The sequence below is a fragment of the Heliomicrobium undosum genome (assembly GCF_009877425.1).
GTDB classification, from domain to species: Bacteria; Bacillota; Desulfitobacteriia; order Heliobacteriales; family Heliobacteriaceae; genus Heliomicrobium; species Heliomicrobium undosum.
Genome location: NZ_WXEY01000005.1, coordinates 25,493 through 51,893, shown reverse-complemented (window position 1 = coordinate 51,893; position 26,401 = coordinate 25,493). Strand labels below are relative to the sequence as shown.

The window sequence follows — 26,401 nt, the reverse complement described above, 5'->3', positions numbered from 1 at the left end:
TTTTCGTGAAGTGACAGTTTCAGTGGGGGAACTTTTTGCCGCCCAAGGAGAAAAAAGTGCCGCTGTCGCTGTCAGTTCGTTTGGATGCGGTACTCCTTCAATTTGTTGCGGAGGGTGCGCACGCTGATGCCCAACTGCTGGGCCGTTTTCTGACGGTTGTCGCCGTTGGCGGCCAGGACGCGGAGGATCGTGTCCCGCTCCTGCTGTTTCAGGATCCCGTCATCGGTCGAATCGGGTTCTCCGTAGGCCCTCCCCCCTTGAGCCGCCCCGTCCGTTTCCCGGTGGACGAGTCCCAGATGACGCGGCTCGATGGGCCGTCCGGCGCAGAGGATCAGCGCCCGTTCGATGGCGTTGGCCAGTTCACGCACGTTTCCCGGCCAGGGATGTTCCCGCAGCGCGACCGCAGCCTCCTCGGTCAGCCGTGGCAGGTCGCGTCCGTTTTTGTCGGCGAAGCGGGTGAGAAAGTGGGAGGTCAGCGGCAGGATGTCGGCGGGACGCCGGCGAAGGGGCGGGATTTCGATGGGAAAGACGGCCAGCCGGTAGTACAGATCAGACCGGAACAGGCGCTCCTGCACGGCGGCGTTGAGGTCGCGGTTGGTCGCTGCGATGATGCGGCAATCGGCGGCGATGGAACGGTTCCCGCCGATCCTTTCGAAACGCTTTTCCTGAAGCACGCGCAGTAGTTTCGCTTGCACCGTCGCTTCCAGTTCGCCGATCTCATCGAGGAAAAGGGTGCCGCCGGCAGCCTGTTCAAAGCGACCGAGCTTCAACACATGGGCGCCGGTGAAGGCGCCCCGTTCATGGCCGAAGAGTTCGCTCTCGATCAACGACGCCGGCAGGGCGGCGCAATTGACCGCCACAAAGGGACCGGCGGAGCGTTTGCTGAGACGGTGGATGGCGCTGGCGAAAACCTCCTTGCCCACGCCGCTCTCACCGAGGAGCAGTACCGTCGTGTCCGTCTCGGCGACGAGGCGCGCTTGTTCCAGGACGGCGCAGGTGGCGGGGTCGCAGGCGATCAGGTCATTTACGGCTAACTCGGGGTTTGACCGGCGCAAGGCCCGATCCCCGGCGTTGGTCGTCGACAGGCGCTCTCTTTCCGGTTGGGCGGAGACTTTTGCCGAAGGGGGTGCAACGGCCAAAACACGGCTGACGGCTTCTCTCAGATGGCCGGGGCTGGGCAGGGGTTTGACCAGGAAATCGGCGGCGCCGAGCTTCATGGCTTCCACCGCCGTAGGAATAGAGCCGTGCGCCGTTAGAATGATGACGGGCAGGTGAGGCCACTGCCGGCGGATGTGGCTCAACAGGTCCATGCCGGGGAGGCGGGGCATCTGCAGATCGATGAGGGCCAGGGCATAGGGCGCCTTGCTCTGCTCGGCCGCGCCGATTTTTTCCAATGCCGACTGCCCGTCTTCCGCCGCATCCACCCGGTGCCCGGCGCGCTCCAGCGCGGCCGAGAGAAAGAGGCGCATGGCTTCCTCATCATCGGCGACAAGCAGTTTAAGCGGCTCTTCCATCACGGCTCCCCCTTTTCCGGCAAGTTGACGATGAAGCGGGCGCCGCCTCCCGGGGCGTCTTCGGCGCGGATCGTTCCGCCGTGACGGCTGACGATATCGCGGCAGAGCGCCAGTCCCAAACCGCTGCCTTTTTCGCGGGTCGTGAAGAAGGGTTCAAAGAGGCGGTGTTCCTCTCCCGGGGGCAGGCCGATCCCTTCGTCCTCTAGGATGATCGACAGGCCTTCTTCCGTGGGGCTGGAAAGGGCGCGCAGGTGAATATCGCCGCCTGACGGCATCGCCGCCAGGGCGTTTTGGATCAGGTTGAGCAAGAGGCGGTGCATCTGATCCCGGTCGGCCCGGACGATTAATCCGGGCGGTTCGATCTGCGTCACGATGGCGGCATCCTGTCTGCGCAGTTCCGGTTCCAACAAAGCGGTGATTTCCTGAACCAGATGGTCCAGCGGCCATTCCGCAACCGCCGGGTGGGGCAGGCGGCTGTAAGCGAGCAAGTCGCCGACAAAACGTTCGAGACGTTCCGACTCCCTGACGGCTGTTTCACAGTAGCGCTGTGACTGCCCATCGGGGTCTCGTTCCTCTATGGTTTCCTGGACCAGTTGCAAGAGCCCCTTGATGGCGCCGAGGGGATTGCGCACCTCGTGGGCGACCCAGGTCGCGACCTGGCCGAGGGAGGCCATACGGGCCTGTTCGCGGGCTCGCGCCTCCAGGGCGAAGTAGCGGCGCAGGGTTTGCGCCAGATAGGCCGTCACGGTCAGTGTTCCCAACAGGACAAGGCCGATGAGAAACAACTGCCACAAGGCGGCGCGACTCACGTCGCCGGCTGCGCTTTCGAGGAGTTGGACCTGGAGCACCTTAAACCGGGGCTGGTAATCTCCTGCCATGCGCGGGCCCTCTCCGTCAAAGCCCCCCAGATGGAGGGGGAGAAAGGCCTCGAAACGGGGCGGAATCGGTTGGGCAGGGTTGGACAATTCCGGTAAGCCAGACGCCGCGCCGGTGGAGAAAGCAGCCGGCGGTTGCCCCTTCAGGTAGCGGAAACGGATTTGTTGTTCCGCTAAAACCTGCCGGATGAGGAACAAAGAGGCGGCGTCCTCTTTCCCTAAACGCGCCGGATCGCGATGGGCGATGATCACGCCGTTGCGGTCAAAGACGGTCAGGTCAAAGAGGTGCGGATCTTCAGGCCAACTGGCGATGAGCGATTGCAGATCCTCAGGGGTGCGGCTTGGGCTCTTGCGCGCCAGCGCCTCAATCGTCTGGGCGATGCCGGCGGCCTTGTTTTGCAACAGCACCGTTTTGACCTCCATGGAACGCTGGTAGTTGTAATAGGAAGCAGCCAGCAGAATCGCGGCAGTCGCCGCCAGCAAGGACAGGAGCAGGCGCACCGGCAGCGGGAGAGAAGCGGCCATGGCGTTCCTCCTTCGCATTGAGTTAATCGACGAGTGATTGTGATTCCGATCGTATTTTAATAGGGGGTTACACAAAGAAAGGAAAAATCCTTCTATGATTTGGATGTGACTGCCTTGACATTTAGTAATTGTGAATGCAAACTGGAACCAGCGAGAGGTTTTTATAAAAAAGGAGTGTTGCCAATGAAGCGATGGTTTCTCAACGGCATCCTAGGCCTCAGCCTTCTCTTAACGCCTGCGGCGGCCATGGCTGACGACGGGGCGTCGGCCCTCAGCCCGGCCATGGAGGTCTTCAAGAAAACGACAGAGGTTACGGCCGGTCTGTCCAGTTACCTGATCACCGGCGATCTGCAAGCCACTGTCAATGTTCCGGAAATGCCGGCGCCCCTGTCGGCGAAGATGAAGCTGCGAGGGGCTGTGGCCACCGAACCCAGCCGGGTGTCCATGAAAATGACCATGGAGATGCCGAAAATGGCCGGTCAGCCGGTCATCCCGGACGCCCCCGGTTCGATTGACTTCCGTTTCTATCTCGATGGGAAAGACATGTACATGCAAATGCCCTTCCCCGACAACCCCGCGTCGGATCAATGGGTCAAGCAAGAAATGGATCTGCCTGCCGAGTTTCAGGAATTGCTCGCCCAAAGCCAGAACCCGGCGAAATCGCTGGAAATGATCGATAAAATGGGTCTCATGCCGACGGACATGGAAGAACAGTGGGTCGACGGCAGGCGGTACTATGTGGTCACCTTGCAGTTGGACAACAGCAAGATGAAGGCCTACATGCAAGAAGCGATGACCCTCTCCAAGCCCAAGGAGGGCGTGGACGCGGCTGAACTGAACGAAGCGATGAAGAACATCGAACTCGACTTCCGTTACATCTACTACATTAACGCAGATACATACGTGACAGACAGGACGGATTTCAAGGGCGTCGAAAGGATCACCGCCGAGGGCAAGACCGTTTCCATCGACCTGGAGGGGACGATCCTGACCCATGATGTGAACATTCCGATCCGCTTCCCTGATGTGTCCAATGCCGTCGACATGAAGGAACTGGATAAACAGGCCGGAAAAACGGCCAAAGGCGCGAAAACATCGAAATAAGCGCGAGGATAGGATAAGTGTCGTATAGGCCGGACGCCGCGGCGCCACCCCATTGGCATAAGAAATGCCGTGGTGGCCCAGAGACGCCAAAGTGTTCGAAAAAAGACGAGGCAGGAAGAGCGTTCTTCCTGCCTTTCCCTTTACCGTCCCCGGCGTTTCGCTTTGGCCTTCAGCCGGGCCAGTTCCCGTTTGCGCTCTTTGAAGGCCTCGCGCTGCTGCCGGCTGACGACCTGCCGTTCCTTTTTCCGGGCCTCGAAGCTGCGTTGCAAGGCCTCCTGCGCCTTGGTGGATACGCCCCGGTCCGCCAATTCCCTGGCTACCTGGCGGGCCAGTCGCTTGGGGTTGACCGGATGCTCCGGCAGCGGTTCCACTTCCACCTCCTGCGCTGCGCCTCGCAGGAGACTGTTCATCTGGCCCAGAACGAAGGCCTGCACCTCTCCATCCTTCGGTTCGGCGCCGAAGAGGTGACGGTGCGCCTTCAGCCGGCACTGTTCGTCGATCGACTCGATAACGCCAACCCAAAAGGGATCATCAAAGAAAACGGTAAGTTTCATCTTTTTCCCCCTCCAATGTGCAACACCGGGAACGATGGACACCCCGAGGGGGGGAGGTTACTGACGCCGGGCGCAACGGCGCATCCGGACTACCAACCGGATCGTGTTTTTACGTTCCCTTTTATTTAGTATATCATTCCAGGGCTGACGGCTCAAAAAACGAGGCAGGCGCTTTACTTCTTTTTCTTCATCAGCGAACGGACGAAGAGAAAGAGAGATGTGGACAGGAAAAAGCCGGCGGCGTAGAGACCGAGCGGCACTTCCTGGGGACCGCCCCCTTGGACCATACGGCCGACGATGTAGGAGACGGCGGTGCCGAAGGCGATGGCCACCAGTTTGACCGCAGGAGATTTGAGCAGTTCTTCGTTCGGGTTGTCGGGCCCGTACTTCTTGGCCGTTGACGTCGCCGGGGCGGTCGATGTCGCGGCGGTCTCCTTTTGCGATGCTGCGTTGCTGTTCGGTTTGTTTTTGCTCACGAAAATCCTCCCTTAGTGGAAGCGAATAATAGTGGGATCAGATTCTGCTATCCAGCGCAATCTTCCTGTATCCTATTCCACTTTTCATTCTGCAAATCCTGCATATTCCATGGACATGATCGAAAGGACGTCCAGGCTATAACATCCATTCGCAAAAAGATGATGGAGTCTCGGAGTTTTTCACTGGCAGGATAAGGTTGGGCGCGGAAGGTTTGCGTCTGATATAATGAATCATTGGGTATGGTGTATGATACCGGATGCTTGTCTGCTTATCCTGCTTTTTTGGAAACTGGAGGTTGGTCGAAATATGGAACAACGGTTGTTTCAATTGAAAAGTGAATTCGCCCCGAAAGGGGACCAGCCCCAGGCCATCGCGCGCTTGGTCGAAGGCATCGAAAAAGGCATGAGACACCAGACGCTGCTGGGGGCGACGGGGACCGGCAAGACCTTCACCATGGCCTCTGTCATCGAGAAGGTGCAGCGGCCCACCCTGGTGCTGGCCCATAACAAGACCTTGGCCGCCCAACTCTGCGCTGAGTTCAAGGAGTTTTTCCCGGACAACGCCGTCGAGTACTTTGTCAGCTACTACGACTACTACCAGCCGGAGGCCTATGTGCCTCATTCTGATACCTATATTGAAAAGGATGCCTCGATCAATGACGAGATCGATAAATTGCGCCACGCCGCCACTGCCGCCTTGATCGAGCGGCGCGACGTGATCATCGTCGCTTCCGTTTCCTGCATCTACGGCCTCGGTTCCCCCGAGGAGTACCTGGACCAGATGATCTCCCTGCGCAAGGGGCAAATCTACGACCGCGATGCCATCCTGCGCCGGCTCGTCGACATCCAGTACAGCCGCAACAACATCAACTTCACCCGCGGGACCTTCCGGGTGCGCGGCGACGTGGTCGAGGTCTTCCCCGCCTCCTACTCGGACCGGGCGGTGCGCCTGGAGTTTTTCGGCGACGAGTTGGAGCGCATCAGCGAGATCGACACCCTCACCGGCGAGATCTACGGCGAGCGCTACCACATCTCCATCTTTCCGAACACCCACTATGTGACCAACCGGGACAAACTGGAGTTGTCCATCGCCAACATCGAAGCAGAACTGGAGGAGCGTCTCGCCTGGTTCAAGGAGCGGGACAAGCTCTTAGAGGCGCAGCGACTGGCCCAGCGCACCCGCTACGACATCGAGATGCTGCGGGAGATGGGCTTTTGCACCGGCATTGAGAACTACTCGCGCCACCTCACCTTCCGTCCGCCCGGCGAGCCGCCCTATACGCTGATGCACTTCTTTCCGAAAGACTTCCTGCTCATGGTCGACGAATCCCATGTGACCATCCCCCAGGTAGGCGCCATGTACCAGGGGGACCGCTCACGCAAGACGACCCTGGTCGAACACGGCTTCCGCCTGCCGTCGGCGGCAGACAACCGCCCCCTCAAGTTCCATGAGTTTGAGCAGATGCTCAACCAGGTCGTCTTCGTGTCGGCCACGCCGGCCGATTACGAGTTGCAGCGGAGCGAGCAGGTGGTTGAACAGATCATCCGTCCCACGGGCCTGATCGACCCGGTCATCGACGTTCGTCCCGTGAAGGGGCAGATCGATGACCTCCTCGACGAGATCCGGCAGCGCGTCAAGAAGGACCAGCGCGTTCTCGTGACAACGCTGACGAAAAAGATGGCCGAAGACCTGACCTCCTACCTGCGCAACGTGGGCGTCCGCGTCCGCTGGATGCATTCCGATGTGGACGCTATCGAGCGCATGCAAATCATCCGGGACCTGCGCCTGGGCGAGTTTGATGTCCTCGTCGGCATCAACCTGCTGCGGGAGGGCTTGGACCTGCCCGAGGTAGGCTTGGTGGCAATCCTCGACGCCGACAAGGAGGGCTTCCTCCGATCCGATCGCTCCCTGATTCAGACCATCGGCCGGGCGGCCCGCAACGTGGAGGGTACGGTGATCATGTACGGTGACACGATCACCCGGTCGATGCGGAAGGCCATCGACGAAACGAACCGCCGACGCGCCATCCAGATCGCCCACAACGAGCAGCACGGCATCACGCCGCAGACCGTCAAAAAGGCGGTCCGCAACGTCATCGAGATGACCATCTCGGGCGGCGACCGCAAGGAAGCCGGCAGCGCCGCCACGCCGGGCGGCGGCGTGTTGGCCCGCGCGGCGGCTTTCCTGAAAAAACGGACAGGCAAAAAAGGCGCGGAAGCTGTGGCGGATGCGCCGGGAATGCAGCCCGTGACGCCCGGGGAGGGCGATTATGCCACAGGTTTTGCCGGCGATGACGGTGAAGGCATCGTGCGTGAAGGTCTCTACGGCGCGGGATTCCAGGGGGCTCCTGAGCGGGTGGCCGAGGACTTGCTGCCCGAGAACGCCTATCAGGCCGCCGCCGCACCTGATGCGATGGCCGGTACGGAAGCGATGGCGCCGGAACAGTTGGCCGCTTTGATCGCGGACCTGGAAGGGGAGATGCGCCAGGCGGCCAAGGAGTTGGAGTTCGAGCGGGCCGCCCTCCTGCGGGACGTGATCATCGAACTGCGGGGCGCCGCGCCCAAGGCGAAGGCCGGGGGCAGCGGCGCGAGGGCGGGAACGGCGGGTGGAACGGCAACCGGAGTAGCTGCTGGTTCGTCGAAAAGCGCCCGGAAGGGAAGAAAAACCGACGCAACTGTAGGTAACGGCCCTGCCGCTTCGAAAGGGCGCGGCCGGGGGAAAAGCCAGCCGCCCATGGAGGATCCCGGATTGACTTTTTTCACTCCTGCCGTGGAGCCGCCCCGCCCGCGGGGACGGAAAAAAGGCAGTTGAACGACAGATAAATAGGCAACAAAAAACCGTTGAAGCCCAGCCACTGGCCGGGCTTTTTTCCATTTTCCCGTTTTTGTAAAAGGAATCACAATCACCTTGTCGAAATATGTAGAATAATATAAATAAGGAAGGTGGTAAATACGTGATTTCCCGAGGCGAAGTGGCAAGAAAACAGGCCGAGGTAAACTGGAGCCTGGGCAAGCGGGAAAAGATGCTCCTGGCCTGGAAGAAGGAACTGGAGGACCAGATCGCCACACTCCGGGAACGCCGGACGGAACTGCTCAACCACAGGGATTACTTGGCTATGAAGGTGGAGTGCTTCGACAACTGGAACCTGGACAACTGTCTGATGCTGAAGAATGACTTTATTAAACAGTACTATGACCTTGACGCGCAGATTTTCAAAATCGAAGCGGAAGTCCTTTTCCATGAGGAGATCCTGGAAAAGGTGACCGCCGAAAGCCGTCGCGCCTAAACGATCCTCGCAAATCATTCTGCGCAATCATCCAGTTGCTTCTGCATTGTTTTTACTACTGCTTACTGCTACCTACTTCTACTTCTGCCATTTACTTTTACAGCAGCTATTTTTACATCCACTGCAGCTACCCGTGACATTAACGACAGCATGGCGATGACGGAGAAAAGGATGCCCCATCCTACCTTCAACGGAGAGGATGGGGCTTTTTGCGCTTTTTGCCGGATCAAGCTCACAGTTTGATCGTGTTGCAGGTCTTGCCCTCATAGCGGTGAACGTGGCCGTCGTCGCAGGTGGTGGTTCCCTCCATGCAGTGGTAATGGCCGCAGCCGGGCCGATAGATTGCCGGACCGGTGCATCCGCAGTAGTAGTGGACATGGTTGTCGTTAAAGGAGGTGACCCCGGCGTACCGGTGGGCATGGTCCCGTTTGCTGACAGAAGGCTCTGTTTGGCCGCTCAGTATGTGCCGGTGGCCTTCGCTCTGGCAAGACTCGAAGTGGTAGTCATGGGTGTGGAAACCGCAGTCCCAGTCGTCATAAGGCGGTTTGGGCTTACAGCGCATGCCGTTCTCCCCTTCTTCACGTTTACTTATACATATTCAGGGAGAAAATGGAAGGTAACAATGATGGGGGAAAAAAATGGCGCGCCGGGGGGCGCGTGGCCGGACAGACGGGTAAGGGTGGTTCGGGCCGGTTCCGGGCGGTTCCGAAAAGTGTCAGGGAAGGGGAGGGCGATCCATCGGCAAGTCCGCTTCCTTTATGCTATAATCAGAAACAGTAAAAAAGAGCGGGCCGGCGCCCGCTATCGCACTTTTTGACGGAGATTAAGGGGGAAGCCGGAGGTATTATGATGGATCAGATCCGGGTCCGCGGGGCCCGCGCCCATAACCTGAAGAACATTGATGTGGACATCCCAAGGGACCGGTTGGTCGTCGTCACCGGCCTTTCCGGTTCGGGGAAGTCCTCTCTCGCTTTTGACACGATCTATGCCGAGGGGCAGCGCCGCTACGTGGAGTCCCTGTCGGCCTATGCCCGCCAGTTCCTCGGCCAGATGGACAAGCCGGACGTGGACTATATAGAAGGTTTGTCGCCGGCCATCTCCATCGATCAGAAGACGACATCGAAAAACCCCCGTTCCACCGTCGGCACGGTGACGGAGATTTACGACTACCTGCGGCTGCTCTTCGCCCGGGTGGGCCGGCCCCACTGTCCCAAGTGCGGCCAGCCGATTCGCCAGCAGACGGTGGAGCAGATGGTCGATCAGATCCTGGCGCATCCTGAAGGAACGCGGTTGCAGATCCTGGCGCCGCTGGTGCGCGGCAAAAAGGGCGAACATGTCAAGGTCATCGAAGACATCCGCAAAAACGGCTATGTGCGCATGCGCGTCAACGGCCAGGTGATGGACGCCACCGAAGAGGTGAAGCTGGAGAAGAACAAGAAGCACACCATCGAGGTCGTCGTCGACCGCATCATCCTCAAGGCCGACATCGCCACCCGCCTGGCCGACTCGCTGGAGACGGCGCTGAACCTCTCCGAGGGCTTGGCCGTCGTCGATTTCATGGGCGAGAAGGAGTTCACCTTCTCCCAGAACTTCGCCTGCGCCGACTGCGGCATCTCTGTCGGCGAGATCGAGCCGCGCATCTTCTCCTTCAACGCCCCCTATGGCGCCTGCCCGAACTGCACCGGCCTGGGCGTGCAGATGGAAGTCGATCCGGACCTTGTCGTGCCCGATCCGACGAAGAGCATCGACGAGGGGGCGCTCGTCCCCTGGGCGCGGATGAACTCGGCCTACATCCCCCAGATGCTGAAGGCCCTGGCTGAGTTGCACGACTTCTCTACCGATACGCCCTTCAAGGACCTGCCGCCGGAGATCCAGAAGCTGATCCTCTACGGCGGGGGCAAGGAGAAGATCCGCGTCCAGTTCACCAACTACGACGGCGAGCGGCGCAGCTTTGAGACCACCTATGAAGGCGTCGTCACCAACCTGGAGCGGCGCTATAAAGAGACCCAGTCCGACTGGTCCCGCGAAGACATCGAAGAGTACATGGGCCAGAAGCCCTGCCCGGCCTGCAAGGGCGCCCGCCTGAAGCCGGAGAGCCTGGCCGTGCTTGTCGGCGGCAAAAACATCCACCAACTGACAGAGATGTCCGTAGCGGCAGCGCTGCGCTTCTTCACCGACATCGACCTGAGCGAGCGGGAGATGATCATCGCCCGCCAGATCCTGAAAGAGATCCGCGAGCGCCTCGGCTTCCTCGTCAACGTGGGACTGACGTACCTGACGCTGGCCCGCTCGGCGGGCAGCCTCTCCGGCGGCGAGGCCCAGCGCATCCGCCTGGCCACCCAGATCGGTTCGGGCCTGATGGGTGTCCTCTACATCCTGGACGAGCCCTCCATCGGCCTGCACCAGCGCGACAACGAGCGACTGCTCGCCACCTTGCAGCGGCTGCGCGACCTGGGCAACACGCTGATCGTCGTCGAGCACGATGAGGACACCATGTTGGCGGCCGACCATATCATTGACATCGGTCCCGGCGCCGGCGCTCACGGCGGCCAGATCATCGCCGAGGGGCCGCTGCCGGTGATCATGGAGGAGCCCCGTTCCCTGACAGGCCAGTACCTGTCCGGCCGCAAGTTCATCCCGGTGCCGGAAAAGCGCCGCGAGCCCAACGGCAAGTGGGTCGAGGTGCTTGGCGCCTGTGAGAACAACCTGAAGGAGATCGATGTCCGCTTCCCCTTGGGCGTCTTCACCTGTGTGACCGGCGTGTCCGGCTCCGGCAAGTCGACGCTGGTCAACGAGATCCTGCACAAAGCCCTGGCGGCCGAACTGAACGGCGCTAGGAGCAAACCAGGGGCGCACCGGGCGATCCGGGGGCTCGAACACCTGGACAAAGTCATCGACATTGACCAATCGCCCATCGGCCGGACGCCGCGCTCCAACGCGGCCACCTACACGGGCGTCTTTGACGCCATCCGCGACCTCTTTTCCCAGACAACGGAGTCGAAGATGCGCGGCTACCGCCCGGGCCGATTCTCCTTCAACGTGCGCGGCGGCCGCTGCGAGGCTTGCAAGGGCGACGGCATCATCAAGATCGAGATGCACTTTTTGCCGGACGTCTACGTCCCCTGCGAGATCTGCAAAGGCAAGCGCTACAACCGGGAGACGCTTGAGGTCCGCTACAAGGGCCGCTCCATCGCCGACGTCCTCGACATGACTGTCGACGAGTCATTGGAGTTTTTCCGGAATATCCCCAAGATCGCCCGCAAACTGCAGACGCTCCAGGACGTGGGTCTCGGCTATATCCGCCTCGGTCAGCCGGCGACGACCCTCTCCGGCGGCGAGGCCCAGCGGGTCAAGTTGGCGACGGAGTTGTCCCGCCGATCCAACGGCAAAACCTTCTACATCCTCGATGAGCCGACGACAGGCCTGCACATCGCTGATATCGACCGCTTGCTCGGCGTTTTGCAGCGGCTCGTTGACGCCGGCGACACGGTGCTCGTCATCGAGCACAACCTGGATGTGATCAAGACGGCCGACTACATCGTCGACCTGGGTCCCGAGGGCGGCGACGGCGGCGGCGCCATCGTGGCGGTCGGCACGCCGGAGGAGATCGCCCAGTCAGCGGTCTCCCATACGGGGCGGTTTTTGGAAAAGGTGCTGCGGCGGAAGCCGGGGATGCCGGTGGACTCGGCATTTTAGCAGAGCAAGGATAAATAACAGAAGAAGCAAGGCCGACCCAAATCAATAGGGTCGGCTGTGTTCACTTATAGGGGCGATTCTATTAGGGAGTCCCTTTTCCAGGGCACGAAAGAGGAAGACCCGGCGCTTGAGCGCCGGGTCCGAAAGGGACCGCTTGTTAGCGGAGTTCGTTTCTTTCAACAATCAGGCCGACGTTATTGGAGTAGCCGCCGTAGGCGTCATTCCACAGACCGATCGTGTCGGGGGATTTACGGTTATTGAGGACTTGCAGATAATGTTCGCCACCTTGGTCATCGTTGATAAAATAATTAGCTTCCCACGGGCCAAAAGCGGCGCCCAGCGTGCCGTTCGGGTTGATCCAGTTCCAAGTCCCGTTTAAGCGGTCGGTGGCGCCGAGCCAGTAGGCGCTCCGTTTTCCAAGGGCCAGCAGGAACTTGGTGATGTTTCTTTCATGTTCCGACTGAATCGTGGCCAGGTAACCGCCCTTTGCCACGGCGAACTGTTGGGCTTGCGCGAAGTTGTTGTTACCATCCATTGGGAAATCGGTGTCCCGAGAAATGTCATAGAGGAAATAGGTATGTGCAAAGGTTGGGCTGCCGTTCAGGTTGTCGCGCACGGAGGGTTGCTCAACCGACGGCCGGTAGGTGAATTCCCATTCTACGATATAGCCGAATTTGGTCTGACCACTGTCACGCAGTTCGTTTTGGCGTCCGAACAGGTCATACCATTGGCTGTTCTCCTTGCTGATGGCGATAAAGTCCTCTCCGCCGCGGTCATTGGGCTCACCGGGGGCCCAATCGGCGTAATCGATCGTAGCCGCAGGATAACTGTTGGCAGGAAGCCAGAAGAACGCGTTGTTCATTCCCGGGGTTCTTCCGAGGGCGCCAAGCCAGTAGAAGTTTTTGTTCCCCTTCTGCATCAGCGTGTGGATGAAGTCCTGTTCCTGGGCCGAGTCGATCCGGGCCAAGTGGCCGCCGAGAGATTCGGCGATGGATTTGGCATGGGCGACATTGATGTCATCGTCAAAAAGACCGTAGGTATGTCCACCGAACGGATCAACAGCAACCTTGCCCGTGACCCAGCCAAAGAAGTTGATGTCTTGGGTTTGCAGCGGCGCTTTTGGAAGCGGTTGCGCGCGGTCGACGGCAAAGGCCGCGTTCGGCAGGATCAGCGACGCGATCATGACAGCCGATGCCAAGGCGCGGGATTTCCAGCTCTTTAATAAGTTGTTCATCTTCGTGGATGCCCTCCCTGTTTTCTTTAGATTTTTTGCGGGGTGCTTTTGTTCCTTGCGAGGCGCGTTAGATGGATGGACTCTCTGTCACTCAAGAGTATGCTTGGCTCTAGTTCAAAACACGTGAAAAAAACGCAATAGAATTGATCGGACAAGAGCTAAAAAAGCTTGTTCGAACATGAAGCCGAAGTATACCCCTGAGTGCTTTCTCACCCCCCAAAATCGAACTTGAATTTTTTTCTAGAGCTTTAAGCTCCTGCCACTATATATTCTTGCGCGAGAACAAATATGTACCTCGATTGTTTTAGAACAGGGCATGAGAATGCGCAAAAAACCCCCCATCCGTGAGGGATGGGGGGTAGCCTTAATCGTCTGTGTCTTCCGTAGCGGAAACCTCGTCAAGGATATGTTTTAGTTCACCCTTGCTCTTCACATGCGCTTCCCGTGGGGACATCGCTGTGGGATGGGTAAGGGGCATCCCAGATTGGGCTATCGTTTTCTTCTGTGGGCGGTAGCGATATCGGGCATAGAGAAATCCCACGACGACACCGGCGACAAAGTACAGCGTGAGGCTGAGGTAAAAGAATTCTTTTAAGCTCAGTTGAAAAGACATCCATTGGACGTGGATCTGGTCGGCCAGAGGTTCTGTGAAAGCAAACCGCAGGGCTTGGAATATTTCATTCAAGCGGTCCATGGGTTCCACCTCACTCCCGTCGCTCCTGTTAGCTATAATTATAGAGCGTACAAGCAGAGCTTGGTAGTTCTTTCACAGACTTCACCAGTAAGAGATTACATTCCTGCCGCCCATGCGACAAGGAACCCCAGAACCGCGCCCGCCAGGACCTCCGGCGGAGAATGGCCGAGCCGCTCTTTCAAAGGAACATCTTCGCCGCGACGGATGCGAAGGAAGACGAGGATCCAGTTAATCGTTCTGGCGTGCTCGCCGGCGGAGCGGCGGATGCCCATGGCGTCGAAGATGACGACGGCGCCGATGGCGGCTGTGGCGGCGAAAAGGTCGGAGTAGATACCTTGCCGCAGGGCCACGCCAGTGAAGAGGGAGACGACAAGGGCTGTATGGGAGCTTGGCATGCCGCCCGGTTCGAAAAAGCGAGACCAGAGGATCTGGCGGTGCTGGATGGACTCGCGGACGAATTTGATGGCCTGGGCCAGGAGCACGGCGAAGAGTGTGGAGTAGACGAGCGGTGTTGTCATTGTTATCCCCCGTCGTTGCGTGGTGTGGCGGGGCACGAAGTCATGACCAACATCAACGCTTCACGACCATGACTTCGACATCTTGTTCTTTGTCGTTTTCAGTGTCCCAATGCCAACTAAAGGCAACGCTTCTAAGGATGACCTGCAATACTCGCTGGCAAACGCGCCTCCAGGGCGTTTTTTTCCGCCTCAAAGCCGGGTTTGCCGAGCAGGGCGAACATGTTGCGCTTGTAGGACTCGACGCCCGGCTGGTCGAAGGGGTTGACGCCGAGCAGGTAGCCGCTGACGCCGCAGGCTTTTTCGAAGAAGTAGAACAGTTGGCCCAGGTGGTAGGCGTTCTGTTCCGGGGCGGAGATGATCATGTTGGGAACTTGGCCGTCCACATGGGCGAGAAGGGTGCCGGCGAAGGCCTTCTGGTTGACGAAATCGACGGTCTTGCCGGCGAGGAAGTTGAGCCCGTCGCTGTCATCATCGGCCAGAGGGATTGCCAGTTCCCGACGGGGCTTGTCGAAACGGACGACCGTTTCCATTAGCATGCGCAGGCCGTCCTGAATGTATTGCCCCATCGAATGCAGGTCCGTGGAAAAGAGGACCGACGCCGGGAAGATGCCCTTGCCTTCCTTGCCCTCGCTTTCGCCGTAGAGTTGTTTCCACCACTCGGCCAGGTGTTGGAGCGACGGCTCGTAGGCGACAAAGAGTTCCACCTGTTTCCCCTGCCGGTAGAGGGCGTTGCGGGCGGCGGCGTAGCGGTAGCAGGCGTTGGCCGCCAGGGAGGGGGCGGCGTACTCGGCCATGGCGTCGCGGGCGCCCGCCATCAGGGCGGAGATGTCGATGCCGGCGGCGGCGATGGGCAGCAGGCCGACGGCGGTGAGGACCGAGTAGCGCCCGCCCACATCGTCGGGGACGACGAAGGTCTCATAGCCCTGTTCGTCGGCGAGGCGCTTGAGGGCGCCTTTGGCACGGTCGGTGGTGGCGAAGATACGACGGCGAACCTCGTCAGGGCTGTACTTTTTCTCCATCCACTGGCGGATCAGGCGAAAGGCGATGGCCGGTTCGGTCGTCGTGCCGGACTTGGAGATAACGTTGACGGAGACATCCTTGCCTTCGAGGATGTCGAAGAGGTCGCTCAGGTAGGCGGAACTGATGTTGTGACCGGCGAAGAGGATGGCGCACCCGGGGCGGCGGGAGCGGGCAAGCTGGTTGTGAAAGCTGTGGCTGAGCATGTCGATGGCCGCGCGGGCGCCTAGGTAGGAACCGCCGATGCCGATGACGAGCAACACATCGGAGGAGGCGCGGATGCGGGCGGCGGCGTCGACGATGCGGTCAAACTCGGAACGGTCAAAGGTCTCGGGCAGTTGCAGCCAGCCGGTGAATTCACTGCCGGCGCCGGTTCTGTTATGCAGCAGGTCATGGGCTTGGCGGATGGGACCTTCCAAAGCGCCGATGGCCGATTCGACGGTAGAGTAGGCGAGGTCCAGTCGGAGAGAAGACAAGGAAAAACCTCCTTCGTCAGTCAATAATAGAATGAATAGAAGTATTTGCCATGTTCGTGAACGGTATGTCGAGATCCTTGTGGATAACCATTTTTTAATGATTGTGCTATCATAAGCATGAGGTGAACTCGACTTGCATATCGCTTTGCAGGAAAAATTGAAGAGTCTGCCCGAGAAGCCTGGCGTCTACCTGTATAAGGATGAGGCCGGTCAGGTGATCTATGTGGGCAAGGCGATCAACCTGAAGAACCGGGTGCGCTCCTACTTCCAGTCGGCCCGCAACCTGAATGCGAAGACCCAGGCGCTGGTGGCCCGCATCCGCGACCTGGAGACGATCGTCACCGATTCGGAACTGGAAGCGCTGATCCTGGAGTGCAACCTGATCAAGGAACATAAGCCGCGCTACAACATTATGCTGCGCGATGACAAAACCTACCCTTACCTGAAGGTGACCTTACAGGAAACCTACCCCCGGCTCTTGATCACGCGGCGATTGGAGAAGGACGGCGCCAAGTACTTCGGCCCTTACACCTCGGCAGGAGCGGTCCGGGAGACGGTGGAACTGCTGCGCACCCTTTTTCCCTTGCGGACTTGTTCGCGTCGCGAGTTGGATCGGCGCCAGCGCCCCTGCCTCAACCACCACATCGGCCGCTGCCTCGCCCCCTGCGCGGGACGCGTCCCCCGGCAGGAGTACATGGCGATCATCGGCAACATCGTCGCCTTCTTGGAGGGGAAGGAGGACGAACTGCGCAAGCGACTCCAAGCCGAGATGGAGGAGGCGGCGGAAAACCTGGAGTTCGAGCGGGCGGCGACGCTGCGCAACCGCATCCGGGCGCTGGAACAGGTGATGGAGAAGCAAAAGGTCGTCTCCGTCGACATGGCCGATCAGGATGTGATCGCCATGGCCCGCGGCTTTAACCAGGTTTGTGTCCAGATCTTCTTCATCCGCGGCGGCAAGTTGATCGGCCGGGAACACTACATCATCGAGGGCACCGACGAGTTGGACCGCTCCGAGGTGATCACCGCCTTCGTCAAGCAGTACTACAGCCGCAGCGATTTCGTGCCCCGGGAGATCCTGCTCCAAGAACCGATCGAGTCGGCCGAGGAGGAGGAACTGATCGCCCGGTTCTTGCGGGAAAAACGGCAGGGGCGCGTGGAGATCCGCGTGCCCAAGCGCGGCGACAAGTTGAAACTGATCGAGATGGTCGCTAAAAACGCGCTGCTCACGCTGGAACAACTGCAGAATGAGCAGCAACGGAAGAAATCGATGACCGAAGAGGCTGTCCTCGACCTGCAACGCTTCCTCGGCCTCGACGAGCCGCCCTGGCGGATCGAATGTTTCGATATCTCCAACACGATGGGCAAGGAATCGGTCGCCTCCATGGTCGTCTTTGAGGGCGGGGCGCCGAAGAAGTCCGATTACCGGCGCTTCCGCATCAAGACGGTGGAGGGACCCAATGACTTTGCCTCCATGGCCGAGGTGCTCACCCGGCGCTTTTCCCGAGCCCGCGAGGAGGCCCACGAAGTCGACGCCGGCCGGCTCGACCCGATGAGCGCCAAATTCGCCACCTTGCCCGATCTGGTCATCGTCGACGGCGGCAAGGGGCAGCTCAGTTCGGCTCGGGAGGCGATGGCCGGCGTGGGTTACGATTACATCACCACCTACGGCCTCGCGAAGGAGAATGAGTGGCTCTTTCATGAAAACAACCCCGAACCGATCATCCTCCCGAGGGGTTCGCGGGCGCTCTACCTGATCCAGCGCATTCGCGACGAGGCGCACCGCTTCGCCATCACCTACCACCGGCAACTGCGCGCCCAGGCGCAGACGGCGTCTGCCCTGGACGGCATCGCCGGCATCGGCCCGAAACGGCGGACGGCGCTCCTGCGGCACTTCGGCTCTGTGAAGGCGATCGCCGCCGCTACGGTGGCCCAGTTGGCGGCGGTGGAGGGGATGACGGAGGAACTGGCAGAACGGGTGCTTGCAGCGTTACAGCGTTCCACTGAATCCGCAAAAGGCTAAAAAAACTGGAGGGAAAAGATGAATTCGCTGATTCTACGATGGCTCTTGAATACTCTTGCTTTGGCCCTGGCGGCGCTGTTCATCCCGGGGATCAAGATCGCGGGCATCGTGCCGGCGCTGTTTGCCGCCCTCGTCCTCGGGATCGTCAACGCCGTCATTCGTCCGATCATCTTTGTGTTGACGCTGCCGATCAGCCTGCTCACGCTGGGGCTCTTTACCCTGGTCATCAACGGGTTCATGCTCTGGATGGTCAGCGGGTTGGTGCGCGGGTTTGAGGTGTCCGGCTTCGGCGCCGCTTTTTTCGGAGCGCTGTTGATCTCCCTGTTCAGCACACTTTTCAGTTGGTTCGTCCGGGATGAATCTTAATCGTATGCTTCTATCACTATGCATTTATCTAAACCGCGACTTGGCGTGTCGCCGGAGTAACAAGCGCGACGCCGCATAAGGAGGAGCCTTTGGTGGAACCGACGGAACAGATGGAACAGACGATAAAACTCGTAGCCATCGACGTGGATGACACGCTGCTGACGCCTGACTTGCGCATTTCCCTGCCGGTGCAACAAGCCATCGCCCAGGCCCGGCGGCAGGGCATAGCCGTCACGCTGGCGACGGGCCGCATGTTTCGCGCCACCCTCCCCTATGCCCGCCAGTTGGACCTTGACCTGCCGTTGATCGTCTACCAGGGGGCGATGATCAAGGACAGTGCGACGGGTGAGGTGCTCTTGCACCACCCCGTCCCGCAGGACTTGGCCCTTGAGGTCTTCGATTTTTTGCGAAGCGAAGGTCTGCATGTCAACATCTATGTAGACGACCACCTGCACGTGGAGAAGGTGGGGGAAGAGGCCTTGGGATACATGGGCCTGGCCCGGGTGCCGGCGACGCTCGTCAGAGACCAGCGCCGTCTCCTGGAAGGGGCGTTGCCGACGAAAATCCTGGCCATCGGCGAACCGGAGCGGATGGCTGCGCTGGTGGAACCCTGCCGTCAACGGTGGGGCGACCGGCTCTATGTGACGCGCTCAAAACCTTTTTACTTGGAGTTTATGAACCCTTGGAGCGGCAAGGGTTCCGCCCTGGCTTTTCTGGCTGAACGCTTGGGCATTTCCCGTGAGGCCGTTATGGTGATTGGCGATTCCTACAACGACATGGATATGCTCGAATACGCCGGCCTCGGCGTTGTCATGGGCAATGGGCCAGAAGAGGTGAAGCGCCATGCCGGCTGGGTGGCCCCTTCCAATGAAGAGGATGGCGTTGCCGCGGCCCTGTGTCGCTGGGCGCTGACAGAAAAAGCAGACACATGATCGCCGGAAAATGGGGTTATCCTTGCGGGAGACGCCCCGTTTTTTTTATTGACGAGCCGGATAGGTCGGGCTTTTTCTGCGTTCGATTCATGGGATTGGGAAGGATATAACTGGAATCGGGTCGAACGTAACAGACGAGGAGTGTGATTCCATGGGAAGGCCCAAATGGTTCACATCCGCCATCATCTATCAGATCTACCCCAGGGTGTACGGCATGACGGACCGGCAATTCGGCACGTTGCGCGATATTCAACGCGACTTGCCTCGGATCAAATCGCTCGGCGTCAATACCCTGTACCTGTTGCCGATTCATCCTATCACGCGAAAATACCGCAAAGGCCTTTCCGGGTCTCCCTATGCGATCCGTGATTATCTGTCTGTCGCCCCGGAACTGGCGGAGACGGAAGGGAACCCTTACGCGGACGAAGCAACAGGCCCGCACACGGCGACCTGCCGGAGCACGGCAACCGACTGGAGCACTGCGACCGATCAAGAGGAGGCCGTTTTGGCCGAAAGGGCCAAGCGGCAGTTTCGCGAGTTGGTCGATGAAGCCCATGCCAACGGTTTGCGCGTGCTCCTCGATTTCGTGGGCAACCACTGCGCCCCGGACAACATCCTCCTTGACCCTGCCAATCCGCCGGAAAAGGGCGGCTACCACCCCGAATGGTTTTTGTGGGATGACGATTCCCGACCGATTCCGCCATCAAGCGACTGGTGGGACACGGCCGACCTGAACTACGGGATTCCTGTCGAGGGAAAACCGAACGCCCGCCGGCTGGTCTATGATAACGATGAAAATCGCCGGGCCATGTGGGCGTTCATGGCCGGCGTCCTCGAATACTGGGTTCGGGAGTTTGACATTGACGGCTATCGTTGTGATTTTGCCCACTGGGTCCCGCTCGATTTCTGGCGAGAGGCGATCCCACGCGTCAAAGCGATCAAGGCGGAGGTCGTCTTCATCGCCGAGGCCTACGAACGGATGGCCGACCTGTTGTCAGCCGGCTTTGACGGCATCTACGCCTTCGAACTTTACAACCAACTGAAAAGCCTGCACGAAGACGTACGGCACAACGATCCCTATTATGAGGTGCAATATATTCGAAACAAGATCGAGTGGGAAAGGGGCGCTTACCTCCCGGGACACCGGATGATCCGTTACACGGAAAACCATGACGAGCCCCGCACCGTCGTGACCTATGGTGGGGTGGAGCGTTCGAAACCGCCTGTGCTCCTGGCGCTCACCCTGCCGGGCGTGCCCATGGTCTATGCCGGGCAGGAGAACGGCGCCGCCTTCCGGCCGCCGCTCTTTGAAGGCAACTTTGAAGCGAATTTCCGGCCCATCGATTTTTCGGCCAACCGAACGCTGGCGTCCTGGTACCGTCATGTCCTCGCCATCCGCAGCGCCAAAGCCTTTCTGCACGGCGACGAGATCCGCTTCATCGCTGTCAGCAGCCGTAAGGCGACAGCTTTTCTCCGGCGGAAGGGAGATGCCATGGCCATCGTGGTCATCAACTTTAACGCTGAATCGCCGGGGGAGCGGTTGGAGTTCGAAGTGCCCCCGGAGGTGATGGAAGCCTGCGCCGCCGGCGGCGGACAATTGATCGATCTCCTAGAAGAGGGTCCGCCGATCCGCCTGGACCCCTACCCAGCCCAAAACCGGAGGGTTGCCCTCTTTCTGAAGCCCCTTCAGTCCTTGATTTTGGAAGTGAGGGAAGAGAGATGAGCGCACTTTTTCCCCGGCGGGCCAGCGGGGTGCTATTGCACCCGACCTCTCTGCCGGGCCGGCACGGCTCGGGCACACTCGGCTTGGAAGCCCGGCGATTTGTCGATTTCCTGGCGGCGTCCGGTCAGACCCTTTGGCAGGTGCTGCCCCTGGGACCGACCGGTTTCGGCCATTCGCCCTATTCGGCGCTGTCTGCCTTCGCCGGCAACCCCCTTTTGATCAGCCCCGAGCTGTTGTTTGAAGAAGGGCTGTTAGAAAAGGAAGAACTGCCGCCGGAACCGGCGTCACCGCCGCAACAGGCCGATTTTGAACGGGCCGAAGGGGAGAGCGAGCGGTTTCTCCGCAGGGCTTATGGCCGCTTTCTCCAACGATCCTATGACCAATCGGAGTTTCGTCAATTCTGCGGCGAACAGGTAGAATGGCTCGAAGAGTACGCCTGCTACCGGGCGCTGAAGCGGCATTTCGGGGAACGGTCCTGGCTGGATTGGCCCGCCGAGTATGCCCGGTCGGAAGCGCAGGCGTTGGCCTGTTTCCGTCAGGAGCAGGCGAAGGAGATCGATTATCACCGCTTTGTCCAGTATCTATTTTTCCGGCAGTGGCGCCAACTCCGCGAGTACGCCAAGAGCCGGGGCATCCGCATTATCGGCGACCTGCCCATCTACGTGGCCATGGACAGCGCCGACACGTGGGGACAGCGGGATATTTTCCAACTGGATGAGTGCTCCCGACCCCGGGAGGTAGGCGGTGTGCCGCCCGATTACTTCAATGAGAACGGCCAACTGTGGGGAAATCCCGTCTACGATTGGGAGCGGAACGCACAGACGGGCTATGCCTGGTGGATCCGTCGCCTCCGCCACGCCCTGCGTATGGTCGACATCGTGCGCATCGATCACTTCCGCGGTTTCGAGGCCTATTACGCCATCCCGTACGGGGAAGAGACGGCCAGAAACGGGCGCTGGCGCAAAGGGCCCGGCGCCGCCCTCTTTACGGCCTTGAAGGCGGCTCTCGGCGACCTGCCCATTATCGTCGAGGACCTGGGCGTGATCACCCCCGAGGTGATCGATTTGCGGGAACAGTTCGGTTTTCCCGGCATCAAGCTCTTGCAGTTCGCTTTTGATTCCGGTGATGCAAACGGAAATGCCTTTATCCCCTTCCGCTACCCCCACAACTGCGTCGTTTTCACGGGCACCCATGACAATGACACGACCCTCGGTTGGTTCCATGCGGCCTCGCCGGAGGACCGGAAAAGGGCGCTCGAATACATGAACACCGACGGCAGCGACATCGGCTGGGATTTTATCCGCCTCGGTCTGGCCTCGGTGGCGGACGCCTTCATCGTCCCCATGCAGGATGTGCTGGGGTTGGGGACGGAGCATCGGATGAATTATCCCGGAACCCTGGAAGGGAACTGGCGCTGGCGCTTCCAGTGGGACCGGTTGGCGGAATCGACGGTGTCCAAACTGGCCTGGTTGACAAAACTGTACGGGAGATAAAAGGGAACCGCCGGGAGGTTCCCCCAACTGCTTTTTTTGACAAAAAGGGCGGTAAACTTTGCGGGACAACATATGATACAATAGCCTGTAGCGATCAAAAACTGCGGCGCCAGATCCGCGCGAAATGTAGGGGGACGCCATGGAGAAAGGATCCGAAAAGCCCGCCATTCAGATGGTGATCATCACCGGCCTCTCCGGCGCCGGCAAGTCGCAGGCCATCCGCGCCCTGGAGGATCTCGGCTTTTTTTGCGTCGACAACCTGCCGCCGAACCTATTGCCGAAATTCGGCGAACTGATCGTTCACTCGAAGGGCAAGATCGCGAAAATCGCCCTGGTCATCGACATCCGGGGCGGCGAGTTTTTTGACTCCCTGAGCGATGGTTTGCACCAACTGGGCGCCCAGGGGATCCAGTGCGAGATCCTTTTTCTGGAGGCCTCTGATGAGGCGCTCATCCGGCGGTACAAGGAATCGCGGCGCCGCCATCCCCTTTCCGGAGACGCCCGCATCTTCGACAGCATCAAACTGGAGCGGCAGATGCTGGCCGACCTGCGGGGACGGGCCGACAAGGTCATCGACACATCAGACCTCTCGGCGCAGCAGTTGAAGAATCAGGTCTTCGAACTCTTCGGCAAGGACGCCCGCCACTCCCAGTTGCGGATCACCATCATCTCCTTCGGCTACAAGTACGGCACGCCCCGCGACGCCGACCTGCTGATGGATGTTCGCTTTTTGCCGAACCCCTTCTATGAGCCGACGCTGCGCCACCTGACCGGCAATGACGAACCGGTTCAGGAGTACGTGCTCTCGTCGCCGACAACCAAGGTCTTTATGCGCAAGTACTACTCGCTGTTGCGCTTTTTGCTCCCCCACTATACGAAAGAAGGCAAAAGCCACCTGGTCGTCGGTATCGGGTGCACCGGTGGAAAACACCGGTCGGTCACCCTTGCCAACCGTCTGGCGGCGGCGCTGGCCGATGAGGACTACGCCATCACCGTCAAACACAGGGATATCGACAAAGACCGAGGAGGCGGCGAGGGTACGTGAAGTGGCTCATGTGGTTTTACCCCGGGTTAAAAGTGAAGCGATGGATGGCCCTTTCCTTTCTCGGGCTGATCCTGACGGGGACGAGCATCTCGCTGTTTTTTGACGGCGAGTTTTTCGGATACCTGGAAAACAGCCTGCGCCAGTTGTCCCGCGCCTACGATCACGGGGCGATGGCAGGTCTGGGGGCCTTCATTTTCGCGATCGGACTTTTCCTGCACATCTACGGCTTTATGGCCATGGTCCGCTCCATCTTCGAGGTGCTGGCGCCGGAGAGGGATGCCCGGCTGGTGGAGGTGCTCTACCGCCGCCGTTCTCTGGAGCGCGGTCCCAAGATCGTCGTCATCGGCGGCGGGACGGGGCTCTCGGTGCTGTTGCGCGGCTTGAAGGAATTCACATCAAACCTGACGGCCATCGTCACCGTTTCCGATGACGGCGGGAGTTCGGGACGGTTGCGCGATGAGCTGGGCATGGTTGCCCCCGGCGACATCCGCAACTGCCTGGTCGCCCTGGCGGACACGGAATCGGACATGGACCGGGTGCTCAACTACCGCTTCGCCCAGGGAGACGGGTTGATCGGCCACAACCTGGGCAATCTGCTGTTGGCCGGCGCGGCTCAGACGGCCGGCGGCTTTGAGAAGGCTGTTGATCTGATGAGCCGTATCCTGGCTGTCCGCGGCCGGGTGCTGCCATCGACCCTGCACAACGTCACCCTCTGCGCCGAACGGCTCGACGGCCTCCACCTACGGGGCGAAACGGCCATCACGGCCGACGGGCAGGGGGTCCGTCGCGTCTACCTCGACCCCCCGGATTGCGCTCCCCTCCCGCAGACCTTGCAGGCGATCCAGGAGGCTGACGCCATCATCCTCGGCCCGGGGAGCCTCTTTACCAGCGTCATCCCCAACCTGCTCGTCGGCGGCATCGTCCAGGCGCTGCGCAAGACGGCAGCGCCCAAGATCTACGTGTGCAATGTGATGACCCAGCCGGGAGAGACGGACGGCTTCACGGCCTCCCGTCATGTGGCGGCCATCCACCGGCACTGCGGCGGCAATCTGGTCGATTCGATTATCGTCAACACGGAGCCCGCCTCCAAGGCGCTGTTGCGCAAGTATGAAGAAAAAGGGCAGAAGCCGGTCGTCATCGACAGCAAGTACCTGGAGAAGCAGGGCTGCAAGGTTGTACGCGCCCGCCTGATCAATAAGGAGAACTTTGTCCGTCATGATCCTGCCCGGCTGGCCCAGGCGATTATGGCGGTGGTGATCGGGGAGCGGGAACGGCAGAACCGGGTGGGGCTGGTTGATCGGCTCCTCTACCGGCGCAAGATGGCCCGGTCGCCCCAACACCATCCCTGGCAGAACCGTGTGGAAGGCTAGGCGCAGGAGTGAAAGGAATTGTCTTTTTCCGTTGAAACGAAGGAAGAACTGGCCCGCATCCAGCCCCGCCGCCGCTGCTGCCAACTGGCGGAGTTGGCGGCGCTTTTTCGTATGGACGGCTCGCTGCAGATCAGCGGCGAACAGGGCGTCTCCCTGACAGTCTCCACGGAGAGCGCCAGTTCGGCCCGCAAGATCTTCCGCCTGATCAAAGCCGTCTTCGGCCTCCAGACGCAGATCCTCGTCCGCCGCAAGCGGCGGCTGAAAAAGAGCAACGTCTACGTCATCTCCCTGCCGGCCCGCGTCGGCGGCAGGGATGTCCTGCAGGAACTGGGGATCACCGACAGCCAGGGGATCTTCTCTTTCGAACCGCCGTCGGAACTGCTGAAACGGCAGTGCTGCCGGCGCGCCTACCTGCGGGGGGCTTTCCTCGGCGGCGGTTCCGTAAACAGCCCCGAAGGGACCTATCATCTGGAGATCATCACCAACGACGAGACCCACGCCCGGACCCTCTCGGAACTGCTGCACCGCTTCGGCCTGACGGCCAAGGTGAGCCAGCGCAAGGGGTGGTTCATCGTCTACCTGAAGGAAAGCGAACAGATTGTGGAGATGCTGAGCATCATCGGCGCCCACTCGGCGCTGCTCAACTTCGAAAACGTGCGCATCGTCAAAGGGATGCGCAACCAGGTCAACCGGCTGGTCAACTGTGAGACAGCCAATCTGAACAAGACCGTCGACGCCGCCCTGCGGCAGACGGAGATGATCCAACTGGTCCAAAGCCGCGTCGGTCTGGGCAACCTGCCGCCGCAACTGCGGGAGATCGCCGAACTGCGCCTGCAATTTCCCGACGCCAGCCTCAAGGAACTGGGGCAAATGCTCAACCCGCCGGTGGGCAAATCGGGTGTCAACCACCGCCTGCGCAGGCTGGAAAGCCTGGCCGAGGAGTTTTCCCGGCAGGGCGGCGGAACGGGGGATTGACCTATGGCTCGCCGCACCGTCGCCTATCCTGTTACAGGTAAGAATTCGCTCCGCCATGTCTACGGCCATGTCCCTTTCTGGCGGGTCTTGCGCAACGTCCTGGTCATTTTGCTGGCCCGGTACGTGCCCTTTTTGGAACTGAAAAACCGGCTCTACCGCCTGCTGGGCATGCGCGTCGGCAAGGACGCCTCAGTGGCCTTTATGGTGATGATGGACATCCTACACCCGGAGTTGATCACCGTCGGCAATGACTGTGTCATCGGTTACAACACGACCATCCTGGCCCATGAGTACCTGCTGCGGGAGTACCGCCTGGGCGAGGTGCGCATCGGCGATGGCGTGGTCATCGGCGCCAACAGCACCATCCTGCCTGGCGTGTCCATCGGCGATCACGCTATCGTCGCCGCCGGCGCCGTCGTCACGGCCGATGTGCCGCCCAACACCTTCGTGGCCGGCGTTCCCGCCCGGGTCATCCGCCAGCCCGCCTATCCGGCCATTCCGGAGTGA

At 60.1% G+C, this 26,401-nt stretch carries 21 protein-coding genes and 1 pseudogene; 13 read left to right on the top strand and 9 right to left on the bottom strand.

From position 1 onward, the window contains the following. Positions 1 to 71 precede the first annotated feature (71 nt). Both GTO91_RS06750 and GTO91_RS06745 read right to left on the bottom strand, forming a co-directional pair. Entirely contained in the window at positions 72 to 1,514 is a 1,443-nt protein-coding gene (locus GTO91_RS06750) for a sigma-54-dependent transcriptional regulator (protein WP_161256788.1), read from the bottom strand. After that, positions 1,514 to 2,914: an ATP-binding protein gene (locus tag GTO91_RS06745; RefSeq protein ID WP_161256785.1), complete on the bottom strand. Its 1,401-nt coding sequence runs from the start codon at positions 2,912 to 2,914 to the stop codon at positions 1,514 to 1,516. The genes GTO91_RS06750 and GTO91_RS06745 overlap by 1 nt, the downstream gene beginning before the upstream one ends. Before the next feature lie 183 nt (positions 2,915 to 3,097). Between GTO91_RS06745 and GTO91_RS06740 the strand changes: the two genes are divergently transcribed. After that, positions 3,098 to 4,018 carry a DUF6612 family protein gene (locus GTO91_RS06740; RefSeq protein ID WP_161256782.1) on the top strand — a complete coding sequence of 307 codons (921 nt, stop codon included), beginning with the start codon at positions 3,098 to 3,100 and terminating at the stop codon, positions 4,016 to 4,018. Between the two features lie 140 nt (positions 4,019 to 4,158). On the opposite strand, the gene GTO91_RS06735 is transcribed toward GTO91_RS06740, so the two are convergent. After that, positions 4,159 to 4,572, bottom strand: coding sequence for a YjdF family protein (locus tag GTO91_RS06735; protein ID WP_161256779.1), 414 nt, complete (start codon positions 4,570 to 4,572; stop codon positions 4,159 to 4,161). 173 nt (positions 4,573 to 4,745) lie between these two features. Next, positions 4,746 to 5,048 carry a hypothetical protein gene (locus GTO91_RS06730; protein ID WP_161256776.1) on the bottom strand — a complete coding sequence of 101 codons (303 nt, stop codon included), beginning with the start codon at positions 5,046 to 5,048 and terminating at the stop codon, positions 4,746 to 4,748. A 307-nt stretch (positions 5,049 to 5,355) separates the two neighbouring features. On the opposite strand from GTO91_RS06730, the pseudogene uvrB reads away from it, so the two are divergent. Together uvrB and GTO91_RS06720 are read left to right on the top strand one after the other, a co-directional pair. Further along, positions 5,356 to 7,599 (top strand): annotated as a pseudogene (gene uvrB / locus GTO91_RS06725) (excinuclease ABC subunit UvrB); the annotation flags it as partial. Between the two features lie 403 nt (positions 7,600 to 8,002). After that, on the top strand, positions 8,003 to 8,335 hold the full coding sequence (locus GTO91_RS06720) for a hypothetical protein (RefSeq protein ID WP_161256769.1): 333 nt from the start codon (positions 8,003 to 8,005) through the stop codon (positions 8,333 to 8,335). A 232-nt stretch (positions 8,336 to 8,567) separates the two neighbouring features. Here the strand turns inward: GTO91_RS06720 and GTO91_RS06715 are convergent, their stop codons facing one another. Next, positions 8,568 to 8,897, bottom strand: a complete 330-nt coding sequence (locus GTO91_RS06715) for a YmaF family protein (protein ID WP_161256766.1) — start codon at positions 8,895 to 8,897, stop codon at positions 8,568 to 8,570. 284 nt (positions 8,898 to 9,181) lie between these two features. On the opposite strand from GTO91_RS06715, the gene uvrA reads away from it, so the two are divergent. Beyond that, on the top strand, positions 9,182 to 12,031 hold the full coding sequence (uvrA, locus tag GTO91_RS06710) for an excinuclease ABC subunit UvrA (protein ID WP_161256763.1): 2,850 nt from the start codon (positions 9,182 to 9,184) through the stop codon (positions 12,029 to 12,031). A 157-nt stretch (positions 12,032 to 12,188) separates the two neighbouring features. On the opposite strand, the gene GTO91_RS06705 is transcribed toward uvrA, so the two are convergent. The 4 genes from GTO91_RS06705 to GTO91_RS06690 all read right to left on the bottom strand — a co-directional run bounded on the left by GTO91_RS06705 (position 12,189) and on the right by GTO91_RS06690 (position 15,970). Then, positions 12,189 to 13,265 carry a C-type lectin domain-containing protein gene (locus GTO91_RS06705; protein ID WP_161256760.1) on the bottom strand — a complete coding sequence of 359 codons (1,077 nt, stop codon included), beginning with the start codon at positions 13,263 to 13,265 and terminating at the stop codon, positions 12,189 to 12,191. A 364-nt stretch (positions 13,266 to 13,629) separates the two neighbouring features. Further along, positions 13,630 to 13,959: a hypothetical protein gene (locus GTO91_RS06700; protein WP_161256757.1), complete on the bottom strand. Its 330-nt coding sequence runs from the start codon at positions 13,957 to 13,959 to the stop codon at positions 13,630 to 13,632. A 95-nt stretch (positions 13,960 to 14,054) separates the two neighbouring features. After that, complete coding sequence (locus tag GTO91_RS06695; protein WP_161256754.1) at positions 14,055 to 14,477, bottom strand: divergent PAP2 family protein; 423 nt, start codon at positions 14,475 to 14,477, stop codon at positions 14,055 to 14,057. 131 nt (positions 14,478 to 14,608) lie between these two features. Continuing rightward, positions 14,609 to 15,970 carry a glucose-6-phosphate isomerase gene (locus GTO91_RS06690; protein WP_161256751.1) on the bottom strand — a complete coding sequence of 454 codons (1,362 nt, stop codon included), beginning with the start codon at positions 15,968 to 15,970 and terminating at the stop codon, positions 14,609 to 14,611. A gap of 139 nt (positions 15,971 to 16,109) precedes the next feature. On the opposite strand from GTO91_RS06690, the gene uvrC reads away from it, so the two are divergent. The 9 genes from uvrC (at position 16,110) to GTO91_RS06645 (ending at position 26,401) form a co-directional block, all read left to right on the top strand. Further along, positions 16,110 to 17,990 carry an excinuclease ABC subunit UvrC gene (uvrC, locus tag GTO91_RS06685; RefSeq protein WP_161257190.1) on the top strand — a complete coding sequence of 627 codons (1,881 nt, stop codon included), beginning with the start codon at positions 16,110 to 16,112 and terminating at the stop codon, positions 17,988 to 17,990. A gap of 18 nt (positions 17,991 to 18,008) precedes the next feature. Then, on the top strand, positions 18,009 to 18,356 hold the full coding sequence (locus GTO91_RS06680) for a phage holin family protein (RefSeq protein ID WP_161256748.1): 348 nt from the start codon (positions 18,009 to 18,011) through the stop codon (positions 18,354 to 18,356). A 92-nt stretch (positions 18,357 to 18,448) separates the two neighbouring features. Next, positions 18,449 to 19,288 (top strand): Cof-type HAD-IIB family hydrolase, encoded by an 840-nt coding sequence (locus GTO91_RS06675; RefSeq protein ID WP_207708982.1) that lies wholly within the window; start codon positions 18,449 to 18,451, stop codon positions 19,286 to 19,288. A 151-nt stretch (positions 19,289 to 19,439) separates the two neighbouring features. Next, positions 19,440 to 21,011 (top strand): alpha-amylase family glycosyl hydrolase, encoded by a 1,572-nt coding sequence (locus GTO91_RS06670; protein ID WP_161256745.1) that lies wholly within the window; start codon positions 19,440 to 19,442, stop codon positions 21,009 to 21,011. Beyond that, positions 21,008 to 22,504 carry a 4-alpha-glucanotransferase gene (malQ, locus tag GTO91_RS06665; protein WP_161256742.1) on the top strand — a complete coding sequence of 499 codons (1,497 nt, stop codon included), beginning with the start codon at positions 21,008 to 21,010 and terminating at the stop codon, positions 22,502 to 22,504. Before GTO91_RS06670 ends, malQ begins: the two co-directional genes overlap by 4 nt. Before the next feature lie 139 nt (positions 22,505 to 22,643). After that, complete coding sequence (gene rapZ / locus GTO91_RS06660) at positions 22,644 to 23,549, top strand: RNase adapter RapZ (protein WP_161256739.1); 906 nt, start codon at positions 22,644 to 22,646, stop codon at positions 23,547 to 23,549. Continuing rightward, positions 23,546 to 24,919: a gluconeogenesis factor YvcK family protein gene (locus GTO91_RS06655; protein WP_161256736.1), complete on the top strand. Its 1,374-nt coding sequence runs from the start codon at positions 23,546 to 23,548 to the stop codon at positions 24,917 to 24,919. The genes rapZ and GTO91_RS06655 overlap by 4 nt, the downstream gene beginning before the upstream one ends. A gap of 18 nt (positions 24,920 to 24,937) precedes the next feature. Then, on the top strand, positions 24,938 to 25,894 hold the full coding sequence (gene whiA, locus GTO91_RS06650; protein ID WP_161256733.1) for a DNA-binding protein WhiA: 957 nt from the start codon (positions 24,938 to 24,940) through the stop codon (positions 25,892 to 25,894). 3 nt (positions 25,895 to 25,897) lie between these two features. Further along, entirely contained in the window at positions 25,898 to 26,401 is a 504-nt protein-coding gene (locus GTO91_RS06645; protein ID WP_161256730.1) for an acyltransferase, read from the top strand.